Genomic DNA, 16,662 nt, shown 5'->3' on the forward strand with positions numbered 1-16,662 from the left:
ACCAGCGCTATCACTTCTGGTCGCTGTTATCGACAAAAATCGTTTCGCTCCGCCCGACCTTAACGAAAGTCTCCGCCAAATAGCGTCCGCAGACGAAAAACTGACGCGCGAGCTTGAGTTTCAAGCACTGGAGGATTTTGTACATAGGCGCTGAAGCGAGGTACGCGGGCGAGCATGGCCCCGCCGGGCGCTGGGCCAGTACAGCGGGATAGAATATCCTTCCCGTGCTGCGCGCTAAGCCCCATCTCGCGTAAGGAAAACTTTTGCACACTGCATCTCCATCGCATCCCGATATGCTCTGCAAGGAGTAGGTTCGCGGAGGCGCAGCAGAGCACTACTGTAAGCCCCTGTTTTTTAGGCGAAAACGGTCACGTAAGTGCAACTTTCCTGCTCGTAAGCAGAATTAATCGACATCAGCAGCTGTTCCGAGCAGACACCGACCGCACCACAATCGCACGCAATCGCGCAGACGACCGGCGCCGAAGCACGCGACATGCGTGCCCCCGCAAGCCGGTCGGCATCACCGCCCTGCACAGGAAAAAAAACCTACTTCGACAACTTCAGCTTTTTCGCCAACACAACCCCGCTCGACGGACTCACCAGCGAGATTGCATTGATATCCATATGCAACCTGGAGATCCGGGTCGTAATGTCCGTCGGCTCGTCGATACTCGGATCGGCATGCTCGACTTGCTCGGTCAGATAAGGCCGAACCAGCCGCCCGGAAAAGACGAGCGCGAAGTCGCCATGCGCTTGAGCGTACACGGCAGGCGAAATCCGCATCCGGCTGCGAACCGTGGTCTTTTTCCCATGCCCGGAATCGAGTTCGATGATGTCGATCTGCTGGATGTACCCTTTCGCTTTCGCTTCGGGGGCGATCACGAGCCCTCGCCCTCGTGGCCCCTTCGTGACCTTCCGGAGCAGGATGCCCGTCCGGTCGCCGTGCTCCGCGTCGAACAGGTCGACGTCCAGCGTCAACAGGTGCCGTAGCGACCGGTACCGCAGCCCGTACTGCACCGGCACCACGAACGTCACGTCGCGATCCAGGCCGACGGCCGCCAGGTCGGGATTCGGGGCATACCGGTCGGTTGCGTCGGAGACCAGGCCGCGAACCCGGTCGGTCAAGGAAGGCGGCGCGGGGCTGATGTGCAGCTTCTTCAGGGCATCCCGAATGGCAACCGGGTCGTCGCCAACGATCGGTCGTGCGGGCGACGCGTCGTGATCGGAAGCAGGCGCGACGTGCGTCGTGGCGTCGACGGCCTCCGCCTCTGCATGCGCCGCGACGGGCGCCAGGATCATCGTCAAAGCGACGACGCACGCGAAGCTCGAACGCCCCAACTTGGATTTCCGATGAAACACGAAGACTCCTGATTTTCTTGCGGATCGGTCAACGACGAGCACTATAGGGTGGAATGATAGGCAACGCATCCATTGTTTGAAATTCACCGATGCCCTGAGCGCCCCTTCGCCGGTTCATTGTCAGCCCGAAAGCAGGCCAACGCCCGCTCATCCGCAACCTCACCCCTGCCGATCCTCTCGCCGATACTCCGCCGGCGCCTTCCCGACCAGCTTGCGAAAATCGCGCGTGAAATGCGCCTGGTCGAAATACCCCAACGCCTGCGCCAGTTCCGCAAGATCGACCGGCTCGCCGCCGGCGAGTTTGTCGGCCGCCTCATGCAGGCGATAACGACAGATCACCCACTTCGGCGTCACGCCCACATAGTCGGAAAAGAGTTGCTGCAGCGTGCGCTCGCTCAACCCCGCGCGCTCGGCCAGATCGCGCACCTGCGTGAGCCCGATATCCTGCTGCAGCATCTGCAAAATGCCATGAATACGTTCGACCTGCGGATCGGCCGGCGGCAGCACCCGCAACAGCAGCGCCTCGGCAGCCGCCACCATCCCGGCATCATCCTCGGCACCGAGCACGGCGTCTTCGGCTTGCGCGTCGCCGCAATCGAGCAGCGTCGACACCGGCAGCACCTTGTCGGTCGACAAATGCACCGGCTTGCCGAAGAACGCCCGAAACGCGCCCGGCCGGAACCGCAGGCCGATCACGCGCCCGGCCCCGGTCAACGTCGTCTCGAACGCCCCCGACACCACGCCGAAGATCCCCGTCCGCCGCCGGTCGAACACCAGATTCACGCACGGATACGGCAGCGTGCGCTGCACATACGGCGGCTGGTCGCGCAGATCCCATTCGACGATCCAGTGGTGATCCAGCCCCCCGGCCAGGTCTGCACACGGGTAATAGCGATTCAGGCGGAAGCGCTGATTGAAGGCTTTCGGGCCGACGACGCCTTTGGGCGTCTCGGTCACGTTACGCAAGTCGGCCATGGTGACGAACCGTTGAGGAGACTGCGTGATGATGCACCGCCGCAGCGGATTTTTCCAAGACGAAGCCGCGCGGCCGTCCTATATTGGTCGACCTGTCCCGAATGCACACCGGAGCCCGCGATGCCGCAAGACCGTCACCTGACCCTGTTCCACTCCCCGCGCAGCCGCTCGGCCGGCGCGCGGATGCTGCTGGAAGAACTGAGTGCCGACTATGAACTGCACGCGTTCGACCTCTCCACCGGAAAACATCACGAAGCAGACTACCTCGGCATCAACCCGCTGGGCAAGGTTCCCGCGCTGCGTCATGGCGACGTGATCGTCACCGAGCAGGCCGCCGTCTACATGTACGCGGCCGAGTTGTATCCGGAAGCCGGCCTGTCGCCGGCGCCGGGCGATTCGCTGCGCGGGCCGTATCTGACCTGGATGACGTTCTATGGCTCGTGCCTCGAGCCGGCCATCGTCGACCGCTCGATGAATCGCCCGCCCGCCGCCTACTCGACGTCGCCGTACGGCGACTTCGATACCGTGATGATGCGGATCGATGCGCAACTGGCGAAAGGGCCCTACCTGCTGGGCGAACGCTTTACGGCGGTCGACGTGCTGTGGGGCTCGGCACTGAACTGGACGACGATGTTCAAGCTGGTACCCGAAACGCCGCGCATTCGCGCGTACATCGATCGCGTGCTGGCGCGCCCGGCGATCCAGCGCGCGCAGGCGGCCGATGCGGCGCTGGCGGCGGAACAGGACAAGGCCAAGGAGGCGGCCGCAGCCACGCGGTAGCCGGTTGGCGGGCGAACCGCGACGCCGGTCCCGCCCGCCGCGCCATCAGAACATCGTATGCAGGCCGACCCGCGCCACCGCCTGACTCGCTGAACTCGACGCCCCGTTCGGATCGAGCACGCCGTTGATCTGCGCGTTCGCGCCGCTGTTCGCGCGTTGATAATCGGCGGACACGTAGACCATCGTCCGCTTCGTGAACAGGTATTGAAGCGCGACGCTGACCTGATGCGCATGGTTGTCGTTCACGGCTTCGTTGCCCTTCATGTACATGTACTTCGCGCCGAGAAACACGTCCGGCCTGATCCGCCACACGCCGCCGGCCTCGGCCATCCACACGCCGGCATCGTTGAACGAATTGTGCACGGTGGTCAGGAGTGCCTTCGCGCTCACCGCACCGAAGTCGTAGTGCATCCCGACACCCCAGTTGCGCACGCTGGTCGACGGCGTGCCGGGCGCCGGGCCGTACTTCTCGTTCGTATATGCGGCACCGATGCCGAGCGCGCCGACTTCGTAGTTCAAGCCCGCGCTCACGGCATTGTCCGCGCCGATGGAACCGGCCACGCCGCCGAACGCATACATCACGCCGCCCGACAACCCTGCAATCGTCGGCGAACTGTATTTGACCGAGTTCGCGACTGGCTTGCTGCCTGCCGTGCGATCCCAGTCGAACGCGCCGGTCGGGTTACCAGGCAGCGCGAGACGCTGGAACGGGCCATTCCTGAATCCATACAGCCCCGAGATGTCCATCGAGATCGCATTCCCCTTCGCAAACAGCGAATCGACCATGAAGTCGTACTGATTCCCGAGCCTGACGCTGCCGAACCGGTCGCTCTCGATGCCCACGTATGCATTACGTCCGAAAATCCCGGTCCCGATGATGCTGCCGTTCGCCATCGAGAACTGGTTCACGAGCGCGAACGTCGCGTGATATCCGCCGCCGAGATCTTCCGTGCCGCGAAAGCCGAACAGGTTCGGCGTGAAGATGCCGTCGTCGAACTTGACGTTCTTCCCGCCGCCCTCGTTGCTGACGTACGAGATGCCGCTGTCGATCAGACCGAACATGGTCACGCTGCTCTGTGCGTACGCACCCTGCGCGATGGCCAGCATCGCGAATACTCCAAACCTGAGCTTCATTGCGTCTCCGTCTCTTTTTGAAATTCGAGCCGGTCGCCCGCCACGTCGCGAACGATCCGCTCATGCTTCGTGAAACAACACCTTCCCCCACCCGGATCAGGCTTGCATCCGGGCCGGTACAATAAAATTCATTTAGTTTTACTTATTGACTCGGACAAATGAAATCCCGCGCACTTCCGATTTCATCCAGCCTGGTGCGATCGGCCCGTCCGCCGATTCAGGCGCTCCGGCAAATCACCCACGCCGCCGCATCCACCTCGACGGCCACGGCTTCCAGCCCGGCACCCGAGCACGGCCCGTCGATACACACCCCGTCGTCGAACCGGAACAGCGCACTGTGATGCGCGCACATCAGCACCTGGGATCGATAACAGGAAACGCTGCCCGGCACGAAATCGAGCGGAACCGAGAAATGCGGGCAACGATTCACGTAAGCCCACACCTGCTCCCCGCGCCGCACGACGATGACGGGACGTCCGATGCACGCCTCATCGACGACCCGCGCGCCACCATCCGGCACATCGGCGAAGCGACAGAGTTGCGTGGCACCCATGACTCACGCTCTCCGCTCGGGATTGCCGAGGCTCCAGTCCCACGGACGCACCTCGACCCGCGAGAACAGCCCTTCCTTCACATACGGATCGTTGCCGACGAACTGCATCACCGCATCGATGTCGTCCGCCTCGACGACGAGCAGCGTGCCGTTCATCGCATCGCCCTGCGGATCGAGCGTCGGCCCGCCGAGCCGCACATACACGCCGTGCTGCGCGGCGGAACGCAGGTAGGTCCGATGCGTCGGCCGCACGCGGTCGCGCACCTCGCGCATCCCGGGCTGGTCCGTCGCAAACACCGCAAAGAATCGCGCCATGTCGGTCAGCTCCGGTCGAGCACGAAGTCGTACGTCGCCTCGCGATACGGGCCGCTCAAGCCGACCCGGCGCGCGAGCTCGTCACCCGCCGCACGCGGCCGATAGGCGACCATCAGCGACGGCTTCACGCCGAAGACGGCATCCGACTGCAGATACGCGTCGTTCTCATCGAACAGATGCGTGACGAGCTTGCGATAACCCGGCGCGTCGATCATGAAATGCAAATGCGCGGGCCGCCACGGATGGCGCCCGGTGGCGTCGAGCATCTTCCCGACCGGGCCGTCGGTCGGAATCGGATAGCTGACCGGCAGGATCGTCGTGATCGCGTAGCGGCCTTCGGCATCGGTCCGGTAGCGGCCGCGCAGATTGCCGTGCGGCTGCGCCGTATCCTGCCCGGAATACATGCCGTTTTCGGCGGTCTGCCACACGTCGAGCACGGCGTCCCGCACCGGCGCGCCGTCGGTAGTGAGCACGCGGCCATGCACGACGACCGGCGTGCCGGGCGTGAACGCCATGTTTTCGCCATACGCGCGCTCGGGCATGCCCTCGATGTAGAACGGGCCGAACACGGTCGTTTCCGTCGCACCGGTGGCGAAGCGATGGTTGATCGCATCGACCAGCATCGACACGCCGAGCGTGTCCGACAGCAGGATGAATTCCTGGCGCACGACGTCGTCGCACATCTGCCCGGTTTCGGTCAGGAAGCGAATCGCGGCCATCCACTCGGCCTCGGTCAGCTCCGTTTCGCGGACGAACGCATGCAGGTGCCGCACGAGGCTCTGCATCAGCACGCGCAAGCGCGGGTTCGGCGTACCGTCGAAGCTGGCGACGACCTGCTCGGTCAACCGCGTGTCGCCGTCATCATGATGATCATTCGTCACGTTCGTCTCCTTTGTATGCAGCCGGCCGCTCACTGCGGCTCGCGCCCTTCCCACGCATGCTGAAGCAACTCGCGGATCGGCGCGCGCTCGATCGGCCGCGGATTCGCGTACGGATTCCGGCACGCGAGATCGGCGGCTTCGTCGAGGCCCGCTTCCGGCATTCCGATGTCGGCCAGCGCCGCCGACAAGCCCAATTGCCGGTTCAACCGGAACAGCAGCGGGCCGGCGTCGGCCGCGTCGGTGCCGCCCAGCGCCCGCGCGACGCGGCGCAGCGCGTCGGGCGCCGCCGCATGGTTGTAGTGCGCGGTATGCGGCAGCATCGCGGCGTGCGTCTGTGCGTGCGGCAGGTTGAAGGTGCCGCCGAGCGTATGACAAAGCTTGTGATGCAGCGCCATGCCGACTGCACCCAGACACGTGCCGGCGAGCCATGCGCCATACAGCGCGCGGCTGCGCATCTCGCGATCGTCGGGCGCGCGCACGATCGCCGGCAGCGCTTCGCCGAGCGCACGAATCGACTCCTCGGCCATCAGGCTGATCACCGGGTTCGCATCTTCCGCGTAGAGCGCCTCGACCGCATGCGCCATCGCATTGACGCCCGACGCCGCCGAAATCCCCGGCGGCAGCGACAGCGTCAGGGACGGGTCATACAGCACCGTACGCGGCAACACGCGCGCATCGCGTCCGGTGCGCTTGAGCCGGCCCTCAGTGAGCCCGAAGATCGGCGTCATCTCCGAGCCCGCGTAAGTCGTCGGCACGGCGAGGATCGGCAGCGACGACTCGAGCGCGATCGCCTTGCCGAGCCCGATCGTCGAGCCGCCGCCGATCGCGATGCAGCAGTCCGCGCCCAGCTCGGCGGCCATCTCGCGCGCGGCCCGCGCCACCTCGACCGGCACGTGCATCACGGCCTGCGCGCACACGCCGGCCGCACGCTCGCCGAGCACGTCCCGGACGCGTTCGGCGAGCGGCTGCTGCTCGGGCGTCGACAGAATCAGCGCACGCTGCGCACCGAGCGCGGACAACTCGTCCGGCAGCCGTTCGAGCGCGCCCCATTCGAACACGACGCGGGACGGCGTTCCCTGATAGACGAAGCGCTCCATCTCGGCCTCAGCGCTTGAAGTGCGGCGGCACCTTGCCGTCGACATTGACCCACACCGAGCGCGCTTCCGTGTAGTCGTGCATCGCCTCGAAACCCATCTCGCGGCCGTAGCCCGACTTGCCGATGCCGCCGAACGGGCTGCCCGGATTGACGCGCTTGTAGCAGTTGATCCAGCACATGCCCGCGTCGATCCGCGCCGCCATCCTGTGCGCGCGGGAGAGATCGTTGGTCCAGAGTCCGCTGCCGAGCCCGTATTCGGTCGCGTTGGCGATCGCCAGCGCTTCCTCGTCGCTGCCGAAGCGCAGCACGGTGACGAACGGGCCGAACACTTCCTCCTGCGCAACACGATCGGCGGCGCTCTTCGCTTCGATGACGGTCGGGCGCACGTAGTAACCGTTCGCGAGTGCCGCATCCTGCGGCGCGCTGCCGCCGGCGAGCACGCGGCCGCCCTGCTCGCGCGCGACGTCGACGAACGACAGCACGCGGTCGAGATGCTGCTTCGACGTCAGCGGGCCCATCTCGGTGTCCGGGTCCAGCGGGTTGCCGACGCGGATCGACGACGCCAGCGACACGAAGCGCTCGAGGAATTCGTCGGCGATGCGTTCATGCAGCACGAGCCGCGAACCCGCTATGCACGCCTGCCCCTGGTTGTGGAAGATCGCCCACGCGGCGCCGTTGATGGCGGCGTCGAGGTTCGCGTCGTCGAACACGATGTTCGCGCCCTTGCCGCCCAGCTCCAGCTGCACGCGCTTCAGGTTGCCCTGCGACGCCTCGACGATCCGGCGGCCCGTCGCCGTCGAACCGGTGAACGCGATCTTCCCGACACCGGGGTGTTCGGCGAGACGCTGGCCGGCCGTATGACCGTAGCCGGGAACGATATTGACGACGCCTTCGGGAAACCCGACTTCGGCCATCAGTTCGACGATGCGCAGCGTCGACAGCGGCGTGATCTCCGACGGCTTGAGCACGACGGTGTTGCCTGCCGCCAGCGCCGGGCCCATCTTCCAGCTCGTGAACATCAGCGGGAAATTCCACGGCACGATCTGGCCGACGACGCCGATCGGCGCGCGCTGCACATAGTTCAGAAAGCCGGTTTCGACCGGAATCACCGAGCCCTGCAGCTTGTCGGCCATGCCGCCGAAGTAGCGGAAGCAGCCGGCCGTGCGCGGCACGTCGAGCGCGCGCGAATCGCGGATCGGGTGGCCGGTGTCCAGCGATTCGAGCTGCGCGAGTTCCTCCGCGTTGGCTTCGATCGCGTCCGCGAGGCGCAGCAGCAGCCGGCCGCGCTCGGCCGCCGGCATCGCCGACCACTTCGGAAATGCGCGGGTCGCGGCTTCGACCGCGAGGTCCACGTCCGCCGCGGTGGCGGCGGCGATCTTCGTGATCAGCGAGCCGTCGTGCGGATTGAGCACGTCGATCGTGCCGCGCTCGACGGCGTCGACGAAACGGCCGTCGATGAAGAGTTGGGTTTGCATGAATCGTCCTCGATGGTGTGCTTGTGCGAGCCGGCGCGGCTCAGAACTCGATCGGATACGGCGCCAGCTCGCCGCTCTCGTATCGCTGCGGAAGGTTCGGCGTCGCGTTTTCCCAGACCAGCAGCATCGAACGCTTCGTCGAGTAGCCCTGGTGCCGGATGTCGGCGGGCATCGCGCAGATGTCGCCGGCCCGCATCGTGACGCGCGCGCGCGGTGCGCCGGTGTTCTTGTCGCCGATGTCCCACACGATTTCGTCGGACAGTTGCAGGAACCATTCGACGCGGTCGTTGCCGTGGAATACCGGCAGAATGAATTCCTCGGTGGTCGGGCAGAACAGGCTGCGCCCGCACACGGAGGTCACCGACGGATTCCACGTCACGTCCGAACGCGACAGGTACTTGAACACGTTGAACGCATGCAGCTCGCCTTCGAAGCCCGGCTTCACGTGCACTTCCGGCTCGTCCTGAGCGACGTCGAGGAACGCGCGGTTCACCGGCAGATCGTCGCGCAGCGGCGAGTCGCCTTCGAGGCCCGGCATGCGGCGCGTCGCGATGCGCGTGCGTTCGATCGCGGAGCCGTTCTCGCCGTGCTTGCGCCCGAACGCCGTGCCGGTTTCCTCCGGCGCCGCGAACGGATCGAAGCCTTCGTTGGTCCAGTCGTGCAGCATCGCCTTGAAGGTCGCCATGATCGTCGGCGTTTCGAACGTCTCGGTATAGTCGACACCGGCTTCCTTCAGGATCCCGTTGAACGTGCCCGCATAGACGTCGACCTTGCCGTAGTGATTGCGCGTGCCGAACACGTGATCGAAATTCACCCAGCCGTAGAAGAAGCCCCACGCGACGTCGCGCATCATCGCGCGCAGGAATGCGTCCGCGGGGATCGCGTGCGTGCGGGTCTGGCCTTTCGCCGGCCAGCTGATTTTCACGAAATACTCGTCGCGCTGGAACGCGAATTCACCGAGGTGGAAGCGGCGGTAACCGGTGACGGCATCGGCTTGCGTGGCCTGCACCAGATCGGCGGCGAAGCCTGCGGAAAGATCGAGGGTCTCGAGGGTGGCCATAACGTGTCTCCTGGAATAGTTGAATCTTCGCGATCGAATCGATCAGTGCAGGCAGATGTCGGCCCACTTCTCGACGGACAGCTCGCCGAGCACGGTCTGCACGAGCGCGACGCCCGGCTTGCTGGCGGCGAAGCGATACGCGCAGCCGGCCGGCAGCAGTGCCTGGTGGCCCTTGCGCAGCACGACGTAGCCCATCTCGCGGCCCGCCGGCTGCGTGCCGGCGCTCACGGTGCCGCGGCCGGTGGCGGGCGGGTTGTCGAGCTTGATGAAGTCGATGCGGACTTCGCCGTCCATCTGGATCGCGAACTCGTCGTGCGCGCACGCGAACCACGGCGACTGGCCTTCGGTGCGCAGCACTTCGATCACGTATTCGAGGTTCTTGCCGGCGACGACCTTTTCGTAGGGCGCCGACTTCGATGCGATCTCGAAGACGTTCGAGAACGCGTAGTGTTTTGCGCTGCCGCTGGTGATTTCGATCTCGCCCTTCGTGTAGCCGTCGAGCGAGCCAAAGACGGTGTGGAATGCCGTGTCGGTCATTGCTGTCTCCTGAGTTGAACCGCTTGTTGGATTCAACTTTAGGGGCGACGACGCCCGTCAACAAGGCAACGGAGCGCGACTACGGCATTTGCGTTTCGCGAATAATCGCTTCGCTCAACGAACCCAGCCGCGCTCCAGCAGCGGACGATCCCACGGCGACTCGTCGCCGATGTATTCGACGAGGAATTCGACCAGCGCCTTCACCTTCAGCGCCTGTCGCTGCGTTGCGGGATAAACGGCGGCGAAGCTCAGCGGCGCGATCTGGAAGTCGGTGAGGATGGGCACCAGCCGGCCCGCGACGAGCGCGTCGCTCGCGACCAGCGTGGGCAGGCACACGACACCGCCGCCCGTCAGCGCGTACTCGCGCAGCAAGTGCACGGAGTTCGAGCGGATCATGCCCGGCAGCTCCATTTCGACGACTTCGTCGCCGCGCGTCAGCGTCCAGCGGTTGCGTGACGGATAACCCGAATACAGCGCCGTGGTGTGCTGCAGCAATTCGCGCGGATGTTGTGGCGCACCATGCGCATCGAGGTAGGCCGGCGACGCGCAGAACAGGCGTCGGACCACGAACAGGCGCCGCTCGATCAGCGACTCGGATATCGGCGGAAAGATCTGGAACGCGATGTCGAACCCTTCTTCGACAGGGTCCACGACACGGTCATTGACGATGATGTCGAGCTGGATGCCCGGATAGCGGCGATTGAATTCGGCGAGCGGCACGCCGAAGTGATCGAGCGCGAAGCCGGGCAGCATCTGGATGCGCAGCCGCCCGGTCGGCGTCGCGCGCAGTTCGCGCATCTGGTCGGTCAGCTCGTTGACGCGCCCCACGACTTCCGCGCATTCGCGGTAGAAGGTCTCGCCCACTTCGGACAGCCGCACGTGGCGCGTGCTGCGATGGAACAGCGGCGCGTTGACGAATTTCTCCAGCTGCTGGATGCGGTTCGTCACGACCGAACTGGTGACCCCAAGCTGCCGCGCCGCTTCCGCGAAGCTGCTCGCCTCCGCGACCCTGACGAACGCCTCGATGCTCAGAAACCGGTCCATGCCGCACCTTTCCCGAAAGCCAAACCGGCAGTCTAACCGCACCTGCCGGCCGGGTGGGTCACGCCGAACGCGTCACACTGTCACCGGACGGGTGTCAATCCCGCCGGCCGCCGGCCGCCGGCCACCGGGAACCGGTACGACCGCGCGGCACGTTACGGCTGCTTGCCCGCCGACAGCTCCGGCTGCACGCCCACGCGGCGCTGCAACACGGCCGGGGCCGTCTCCCGCAGCAGCATGCTGACCACGATGCCGAGCAGCACCGCCACCATCGGCAGCCACAGAATGTTCTGGATCCCGAAGTGCGCGGCGACGTAGCCGCCCATCGCCGGCGCGATGCCGCCGCCGAAAATCTCGCCGCAACCGACCACCACGCCGATCGACGTCGACACGAGGCCGACGGGCGCGGCTTCAGTCGCGACGGGGCCCGACAGCAGCGACACCAGCCCGAGCGTGAAGAACGACGCGACGAACAGGACAACGAACAGCACGACCGGTTGCGGGCCGAGGCCGCGGAAGATGTAGAGCATCACCGCCGTGCCGGCGAAGCCCGCGATGCTCGCGAGGCGGCGGCCCACCACGTCGGACAGGCCTGGCAGCCCGAACTGCCCGAGAAAGCCACCGAAGCCGATCGCCGACACCACGAGGCCCATCTTCTGCGTGCCGAGCGCAAGGTAATCCGTCAGGTACAGCGGCAGCAGCGCGCCGAGCACGAACACGCCGGTCATCGCGCAACACAGCGCGGCCATCGCGACGAGGATGTTGCGGCTCTTGAGCACATGGCCGAGCGATGCCGGCGCGTGTTCCGACACGACCTCCTTCGCGCGCTTCGGTTCGCGGATCACGAAGAACATGATCGCGCCGAGGATCAGCCCGGGAATGGCCACGAGCGCGAACACCCAGCGCCACGACACGACGTTGAGCAGTTGGGTCGCGATGATCGGCGACAGCGCCAGCCCGAACAGCGCGAAGCCGCTTTGCTGCAGCCCGAGGTTCAGGCCGCGCCGCCGCGGGTGCGACGCGTCGGCGGTGGCCGCGAAGCTGGTCGGGCAGAACGAACCTTCGGCGACGCCCATCAGCCCGCGGATCGCGATCAGGCCGAGCAAGCCGCCCGCGAGGCCCGAGAAGCCGGACAGCAGCGAGAACACGATGATCGCGGGAATCAGGACCTTGCGGCGGCCGATCTTGTCGGAGATGCCGCCCATCAGCGCCGCGAAGATGCCCCACGACAGGCCGAGCACGCCGATGCAGTTGCCGACGTCCTGCGCGCTCAGGTGCAGGTCCTTCATGATCGAAGGGAACAGCGGCGCGATGAGCCAGCGGTCGAGGCCGACCAGGCCGAAGCCGAGCGCCAGCAGCGTCACCGCCTTCCACTCATAGGAGGTATCCCACTCGTTTGCTTTCATGTCTGTCTCCGTGGATTGGTCCGCTTGCGCGCGCCGGGGCGTCCGCGCATCAGCCAGGTCCGTTGTCTTGGGTGTGCGACGCGACGTTAGTCGCGAGGAAGTGGCGGCCGCCTGTCCGGCTTCTTTCCGGGTGCAGGCGTCGAATTCAATCAGCCGACGCCCGAACGATAGGTGCGCGCAGGCGGATCGGGTATGGAACAACCGGCGAACGCGCCATTCGCGAAACGCAAATAATCGGCGGCTGCGGGCGGGAAAGGTCGGTGGAGAAGCGCTGTGCGAACGGCGGCGGCGTCGAAGCAGCGCGCCTTCCCCGGTTACGGGGGAATCCCTCATAGACATCAGCGGCGCCCGCAGGCGACGCCGCTTGCGCGACCGATGAATGCGGTTCAGCGCGCCGCCCGGCCGCGCGCTGATCAGGTGGCGGCGAATGACGAGACCGGCAACCGGCCGATGCGCTCCGAGCGGGCACGAAGCAATCCGTCCACATGTTTTTCGTCAACGCAATGAGCCGCCATTTTCTTCGATATCAGACGGGTCTTATCTTCAAAATCCGAAAATCGATTTTATTTAAATAAAAAAGCCCGCACGGCAAACACACAATCCGACATAACCAACTTATGCCCTAATTTTCGCCGATCAATACAAGACTTTTCAAAACCAGCCAAATCGCCGAAAAAGGAAAAATACCGTTTCGAACCAACCATCTATTCACATAAAAACAAAAATACATTTATCAAGACCTACAAGCTTGATATTCTCGACGCGAATTTTCTGTCCAATTTCCTCATTTCAAACAGGATCACATTTCAAACAAATCCCAATCAATAAAAAAGCAATGAGATTATGGCGATGTCGATAGCAAGAACATTTCGGGAATTTGCGACCAGTCTGACCGACGGGAGCACGCGCCCCGTCGATCTCCATTTCGGCCGGGCGCAGCGCGCGGTCGGCCACTTGCTTGCGCTCCATCACGCCGATATCCGCGAAGGCCTGATGTCCGGCATCGACGGTGAACTGACCTGCGTGTCGAGCCACGATCATCTGTCGCCGACGCTGTTTCTCGGCCTGCCCGTATCGGTCCGGCTGACGACCGACCGCGGCAGTACGCGTGCGATCAACGCGATCGTGCGCGAAGTGCGAACCGGTCAATCCGACGGTGAACTGACCGTCTATCAATTGTGCGTGTGTGACGCGCTGTCGTTGATGGACCGCCGCACCAACGCCCGCGTGTTCCGATCGCGCCACGTGACGGAGATTCTCGCGACGCTGATGAACGAGTGGAAACTGCGCAGCCACGCACTCACGCGCGCATTCGATTTCGACCTGTCCGGATTGCAGGCCGATCGCTATCCGGTGCGCGAACTCACGCGGCAGGTCAACGAGTCGGACGCTCGTTTCATCCGGCGTCTGCTGCGTCGGGAAGGCATTACGGTCTTCGCGAAGGCCGAGCCGGCCGGAGCCGCGCGCGGCATGAACGACGCGTGGCCGCTTCATACGCTCGTGTTTTGCGACGACCCGCATCGCCTGAAGGCGGCGCCGGCCGGTACGTTGCGGCTTCACCCGCGCGACGCCGGAACCGAACAACGCGACACGGTGACGCTTTTTGCGCACTGCCAGAGCGTGTCTCCCGGCCAGGTCCGCCGCGCGTCCTGGGACTACAAGCCGGCTCGTGCAGATGACTCCACCGCTGTCACGGACCTTGACCAGGGCGAAGCCGGGAACGACCTTGCGCGCCTGCTGACCGACGTCGCGATCGATATCCCGCACGTCGGCGACTCATGGCGCGATCACGATCGCATCACGCGCGACCGGATACTGGCGCATCAGTTCGAAGCCGAGCGTTACGACGGAATCAGCAGCGTACGCGACCTGCCCGTCGGCCACTGGTTCACGCTGACGGGCGACCCGGAGCTGGACATGCGGCCGGCCGATCGTCGCCAGTTCGTCGTCACGTCGGTTCGGCACGATATCTGGAACAACCTGCCGAAGCCGCTCGCGGGCCGCGCGCACACGTTGTTCGCGGCGAGCCGGAACCTCGCGCAAACGGCTGCGCCGGCACCTGTCGATCTGCCGGAGCAAACCGACACGCGCTATGAAAACCGTTTCACGTGCGTGCGACGCGGCGTGCCGCTGAAGCCCGCCTATGATCCGAAGGTCGATGTGCCGCCGGTCCACCTGCTGACCGGCACGATCGTCGGCGCCCAGGGCGAGGAAGTGTTTTGCGACGGGGCCGGCCGCGTGCGCGTGCTGATCCACGGGCACGACCCGGCCGATCATGCGCACGCGCAAGGCGCCGGAACGAACGGCCGGGCCGGCGACAGTGCGCCGATTCGCGTCGGTACAAGCCTCGCGGGCGGCAACTTCGGCGTGCTCTTCCTGCCGCGCGTCGGCATGGAAGTGCTGCTGGGATGTCTGTCCGGCGACCCGGACCGGCTCGTCATCATCGGCGTGCTGAGCAACGGCGCGAACCCGCCCGTGACGTTCACCCATACGGGCGCGCTCCCCGGCAACCGCTTCCTGTCGGGCATCAAGACCAAGGAAATCAACGGCCGGCGCTACAACCAGCTTCGTCTCGACGATACGCCGTCGCAAATCTCGGCGCAGCTGGCGAGCGAACACGCGCATACCCAACTGAATCTCGGCTATCTGACGCAGCCTCGCGAAAGCGGACACGGGAAGGATCGCGGCGAAGGTGCCGAGCTGCGCACCGACGCCGCCGCGGCACTGCGCGCGGCGCAGGGCATCCTGTTGTCGACCTATGCGCGCACACGGGCCACCGGCGGTCAGCTCGATCGAGACGAACTGATTCGGCTGCTCGACGAATGCACGGCGCTGTTCAAATCGCTCGGCGACTATGCCGGCGAGCATGGCGGACAGTCGGCCGATACCGCCGGTCAGGACAACGTCGCCGATGCGTTCCGCAACTGGACGCCTGACGGTGCGCGGCCCGGTGCGACCGGCGATGCGCCCGCGTTGATCGCGTTCGGCGCGCAGTCGGGGTCGCTCAATGTCACGCCCAGAACGCACGTCATGTATGCGGGCGAGAACATCGATCAGATCGCGCAGCAACACGTTCAGGTCAGCAGCGGCGAGCGCATCAAGCTGCATGCCGGTCGTGGTGTCGCAATGTTCGCGCACGGCGACGGCGTGTCGGCGATCGCGAATCACGGGAAGGTCACGATTCAATCGCAGCACGACGATACGCAGGTCGATTCGGCGAAGAACATTCAACTGACCGCGGCCGGCGGGAAACTTGCGGGCACGGCGAGCGATGAAGTCGTGTTCGTCACGTCCGGCGGGGCGTATCTCAAGCTGCGCGGTGGGGATATCGAACTGGGATGTCCGGGGACATTCACAGTGAAGTCGGCAGGGCATGTGTGGGACGGGCCTGCAAGCATGAGTGCGGACATGCCGAAGTTTGGTCAGGACACGCTTGGTCGAGTACCGAAGCTGATCCGATCGGCGGACGGCAACCCGGCTGCCGGGTTCGACGGCCACGTTCAACAGTCTTCCGGGGTGCTGTCGAATTTGACGACCGACACGGCCGGCGAACTGCCGGCGGTTGATGCCGACCAGTTCGAGAGACTGGCGTTGAAGTTCGTCAAGAAGAACATTTAGGAACACATAGGAGTCTGAATGGCCGATTCATTTCTCGATCCGCGACCCGTAGCGGACGCACGCACGGACGAACGCTCGACAATCGCAGCTACGCCGGACGCAACCGCATCGCGTCCTGCACCGCCGCAGATCGTCGTGGGCCGGGTGGAAGGCGTGACGATGTTTGCGAAGAACACGCCGCTCATCTGTCTCAAGCAGATGCCCCTGCCCGGTGTCGTCATCTTCGTGCATGGGGTGAACTCGGAGGGCGAATGGTTCGAGGCCTCGGAGGAAGGACTGTGCGCCGGGCTGAATCGCAGGCTCGGGCGTCTGGACGACCAGATGATGTATCACGGTATCGATGCGGGGCAATTGACGCCCGCGAAGTACACGGAGAGCGTGACGCCGGATGGGTTTCTGAACCCGAAGCTCTGGTCCGGCAACTACATCAAG

General features: G+C 65.0%; 15 protein-coding genes and 1 pseudogene. 3 read left to right on the top strand and 13 right to left on the bottom strand.

Features of this window, described 5'->3' with window-relative positions; genetic code table 11:
* Positions 1-546 precede the first annotated feature (546 nt).
* Positions 547-1,359, bottom strand: coding sequence for a hypothetical protein (locus U4Z64_RS36680; RefSeq protein ID WP_321822605.1), 813 nt, complete (start codon positions 1,357-1,359; stop codon positions 547-549).
* A 159-nt stretch (positions 1,360-1,518) separates the two neighbouring features.
* The gene (locus tag U4Z64_RS36685; RefSeq protein WP_321822606.1) at positions 1,519-2,334 is read right to left on the bottom strand and encodes a helix-turn-helix domain-containing protein; all 816 of its coding nucleotides are present in this window, start codon (positions 2,332-2,334) and stop codon (positions 1,519-1,521) included.
* A gap of 120 nt (positions 2,335-2,454) precedes the next feature.
* Here U4Z64_RS36685 and U4Z64_RS36690 point away from each other — a divergent pair, with 120 nt between their 5' ends.
* On the top strand, positions 2,455-3,114 hold the full coding sequence (locus U4Z64_RS36690; RefSeq protein ID WP_257774432.1) for a glutathione S-transferase family protein: 660 nt from the start codon (positions 2,455-2,457) through the stop codon (positions 3,112-3,114).
* Positions 3,115-3,159: 45 nt separating this feature from the next.
* On the opposite strand, the gene U4Z64_RS36695 is transcribed toward U4Z64_RS36690, so the two are convergent.
* From U4Z64_RS36695 to U4Z64_RS36745, 11 genes are all read right to left on the bottom strand, one after another.
* Complete coding sequence (locus U4Z64_RS36695) at positions 3,160-4,248, bottom strand: porin (protein ID WP_124523326.1); 1,089 nt, start codon at positions 4,246-4,248, stop codon at positions 3,160-3,162.
* A 217-nt stretch (positions 4,249-4,465) separates the two neighbouring features.
* Complete coding sequence (locus U4Z64_RS36700) at positions 4,466-4,801, bottom strand: Rieske (2Fe-2S) protein (RefSeq protein ID WP_044848342.1); 336 nt, start codon at positions 4,799-4,801, stop codon at positions 4,466-4,468.
* Between the two features lie 3 nt (positions 4,802-4,804).
* On the bottom strand, positions 4,805-5,116 hold the full coding sequence (locus U4Z64_RS36705; protein WP_321796337.1) for a YciI family protein: 312 nt from the start codon (positions 5,114-5,116) through the stop codon (positions 4,805-4,807).
* A 5-nt stretch (positions 5,117-5,121) separates the two neighbouring features.
* Entirely contained in the window at positions 5,122-5,997 is an 876-nt protein-coding gene (locus tag U4Z64_RS36710) for an intradiol ring-cleavage dioxygenase (RefSeq protein ID WP_044848368.1), read from the bottom strand.
* A gap of 29 nt (positions 5,998-6,026) precedes the next feature.
* Positions 6,027-7,094, bottom strand: a complete 1,068-nt coding sequence (locus U4Z64_RS36715; protein WP_124571448.1) for a maleylacetate reductase — start codon at positions 7,092-7,094, stop codon at positions 6,027-6,029.
* A 7-nt stretch (positions 7,095-7,101) separates the two neighbouring features.
* Complete coding sequence (locus U4Z64_RS36720; RefSeq protein WP_321822607.1) at positions 7,102-8,568, bottom strand: aldehyde dehydrogenase family protein; 1,467 nt, start codon at positions 8,566-8,568, stop codon at positions 7,102-7,104.
* Positions 8,569-8,608: 40 nt separating this feature from the next.
* Positions 8,609-9,628, bottom strand: coding sequence for a hydroxyquinol 1,2-dioxygenase (locus tag U4Z64_RS36725; RefSeq protein ID WP_321822608.1), 1,020 nt, complete (start codon positions 9,626-9,628; stop codon positions 8,609-8,611).
* A 42-nt stretch (positions 9,629-9,670) separates the two neighbouring features.
* A complete protein-coding gene (locus U4Z64_RS36730) occupies positions 9,671-10,165 on the bottom strand; it encodes a hydroxyquinol 1,2-dioxygenase (RefSeq protein WP_321822609.1) in 495 nt (164 codons plus the stop codon).
* Between the two features lie 114 nt (positions 10,166-10,279).
* Positions 10,280-11,209, bottom strand: coding sequence for a LysR family transcriptional regulator (locus U4Z64_RS36735; protein WP_044848336.1), 930 nt, complete (start codon positions 11,207-11,209; stop codon positions 10,280-10,282).
* 152 nt (positions 11,210-11,361) lie between these two features.
* Entirely contained in the window at positions 11,362-12,612 is a 1,251-nt protein-coding gene (locus U4Z64_RS36740) for an MFS transporter (RefSeq protein ID WP_321822610.1), read from the bottom strand.
* A gap of 789 nt (positions 12,613-13,401) precedes the next feature.
* Positions 13,402-13,581 carry a hypothetical protein gene (locus tag U4Z64_RS36745; RefSeq protein ID WP_321822611.1) on the bottom strand — a complete coding sequence of 60 codons (180 nt, stop codon included), beginning with the start codon at positions 13,579-13,581 and terminating at the stop codon, positions 13,402-13,404.
* A gap of 24 nt (positions 13,582-13,605) precedes the next feature.
* Between U4Z64_RS36745 and U4Z64_RS36750 the strand changes: the two genes are divergently transcribed.
* Together U4Z64_RS36750 and U4Z64_RS36755 are read left to right on the top strand one after the other, a co-directional pair.
* On the top strand, positions 13,606-16,230 hold the full coding sequence (locus U4Z64_RS36750; RefSeq protein WP_321822612.1) for a type VI secretion system Vgr family protein: 2,625 nt from the start codon (positions 13,606-13,608) through the stop codon (positions 16,228-16,230).
* Positions 16,231-16,248: 18 nt separating this feature from the next.
* A pseudogene (locus tag U4Z64_RS36755) lies at positions 16,249-16,662 on the top strand (hypothetical protein); the annotation flags it as partial.

The sequence above is a fragment of the Burkholderia sp. BCC1996 genome (assembly GCF_905339955.1).
GTDB lineage: Bacteria > Pseudomonadota > Gammaproteobacteria > Burkholderiales > Burkholderiaceae > Burkholderia.

Bases quoted from the DNA above. Each gene is read 5' to 3' on its own strand.
- U4Z64_RS36730 (WP_321822609.1), bottom strand. From the start codon at position 10,165: ATGACCGACACGGCATTCCACACCGTCTTTGGCTCGCTCGACGGCTAC.
- U4Z64_RS36725 (WP_321822608.1), bottom strand. From the start codon at position 9,628: ATGGCCACCCTCGAGACCCTCGATCTTTCCGCAGGCTTCGCCGCCGAT.
- U4Z64_RS36735 (WP_044848336.1), bottom strand. From the start codon at position 11,209: ATGGACCGGTTTCTGAGCATCGAGGCGTTCGTCAGGGTCGCGGAGGCG.
- U4Z64_RS36685 (WP_321822606.1), bottom strand. From the start codon at position 2,334: ATGGCCGACTTGCGTAACGTGACCGAGACGCCCAAAGGCGTCGTCGGC.
- U4Z64_RS36745 (WP_321822611.1), bottom strand. From the start codon at position 13,581: ATGGAGCGCAAGCAAGTGGCCGACCGCGCGCTGCGCCCGGCCGAAATG.
- U4Z64_RS36700 (WP_044848342.1), bottom strand. From the start codon at position 4,801: ATGGGTGCCACGCAACTCTGTCGCTTCGCCGATGTGCCGGATGGTGGC.
- U4Z64_RS36750 (WP_321822612.1), top strand. From the start codon at position 13,606: ATGTCCGGCATCGACGGTGAACTGACCTGCGTGTCGAGCCACGATCAT.
- U4Z64_RS36715 (WP_124571448.1), bottom strand. From the start codon at position 7,094: ATGGAGCGCTTCGTCTATCAGGGAACGCCGTCCCGCGTCGTGTTCGAA.
- U4Z64_RS36695 (WP_124523326.1), bottom strand. From the start codon at position 4,248: ATGAAGCTCAGGTTTGGAGTATTCGCGATGCTGGCCATCGCGCAGGGT.
- U4Z64_RS36720 (WP_321822607.1), bottom strand. From the start codon at position 8,568: ATGCAAACCCAACTCTTCATCGACGGCCGTTTCGTCGACGCCGTCGAG.
- U4Z64_RS36690 (WP_257774432.1), top strand. From the start codon at position 2,455: ATGCCGCAAGACCGTCACCTGACCCTGTTCCACTCCCCGCGCAGCCGC.
- U4Z64_RS36740 (WP_321822610.1), bottom strand. From the start codon at position 12,612: ATGAAAGCAAACGAGTGGGATACCTCCTATGAGTGGAAGGCGGTGACG.
- U4Z64_RS36705 (WP_321796337.1), bottom strand. From the start codon at position 5,116: ATGGCGCGATTCTTTGCGGTGTTTGCGACGGACCAGCCCGGGATGCGC.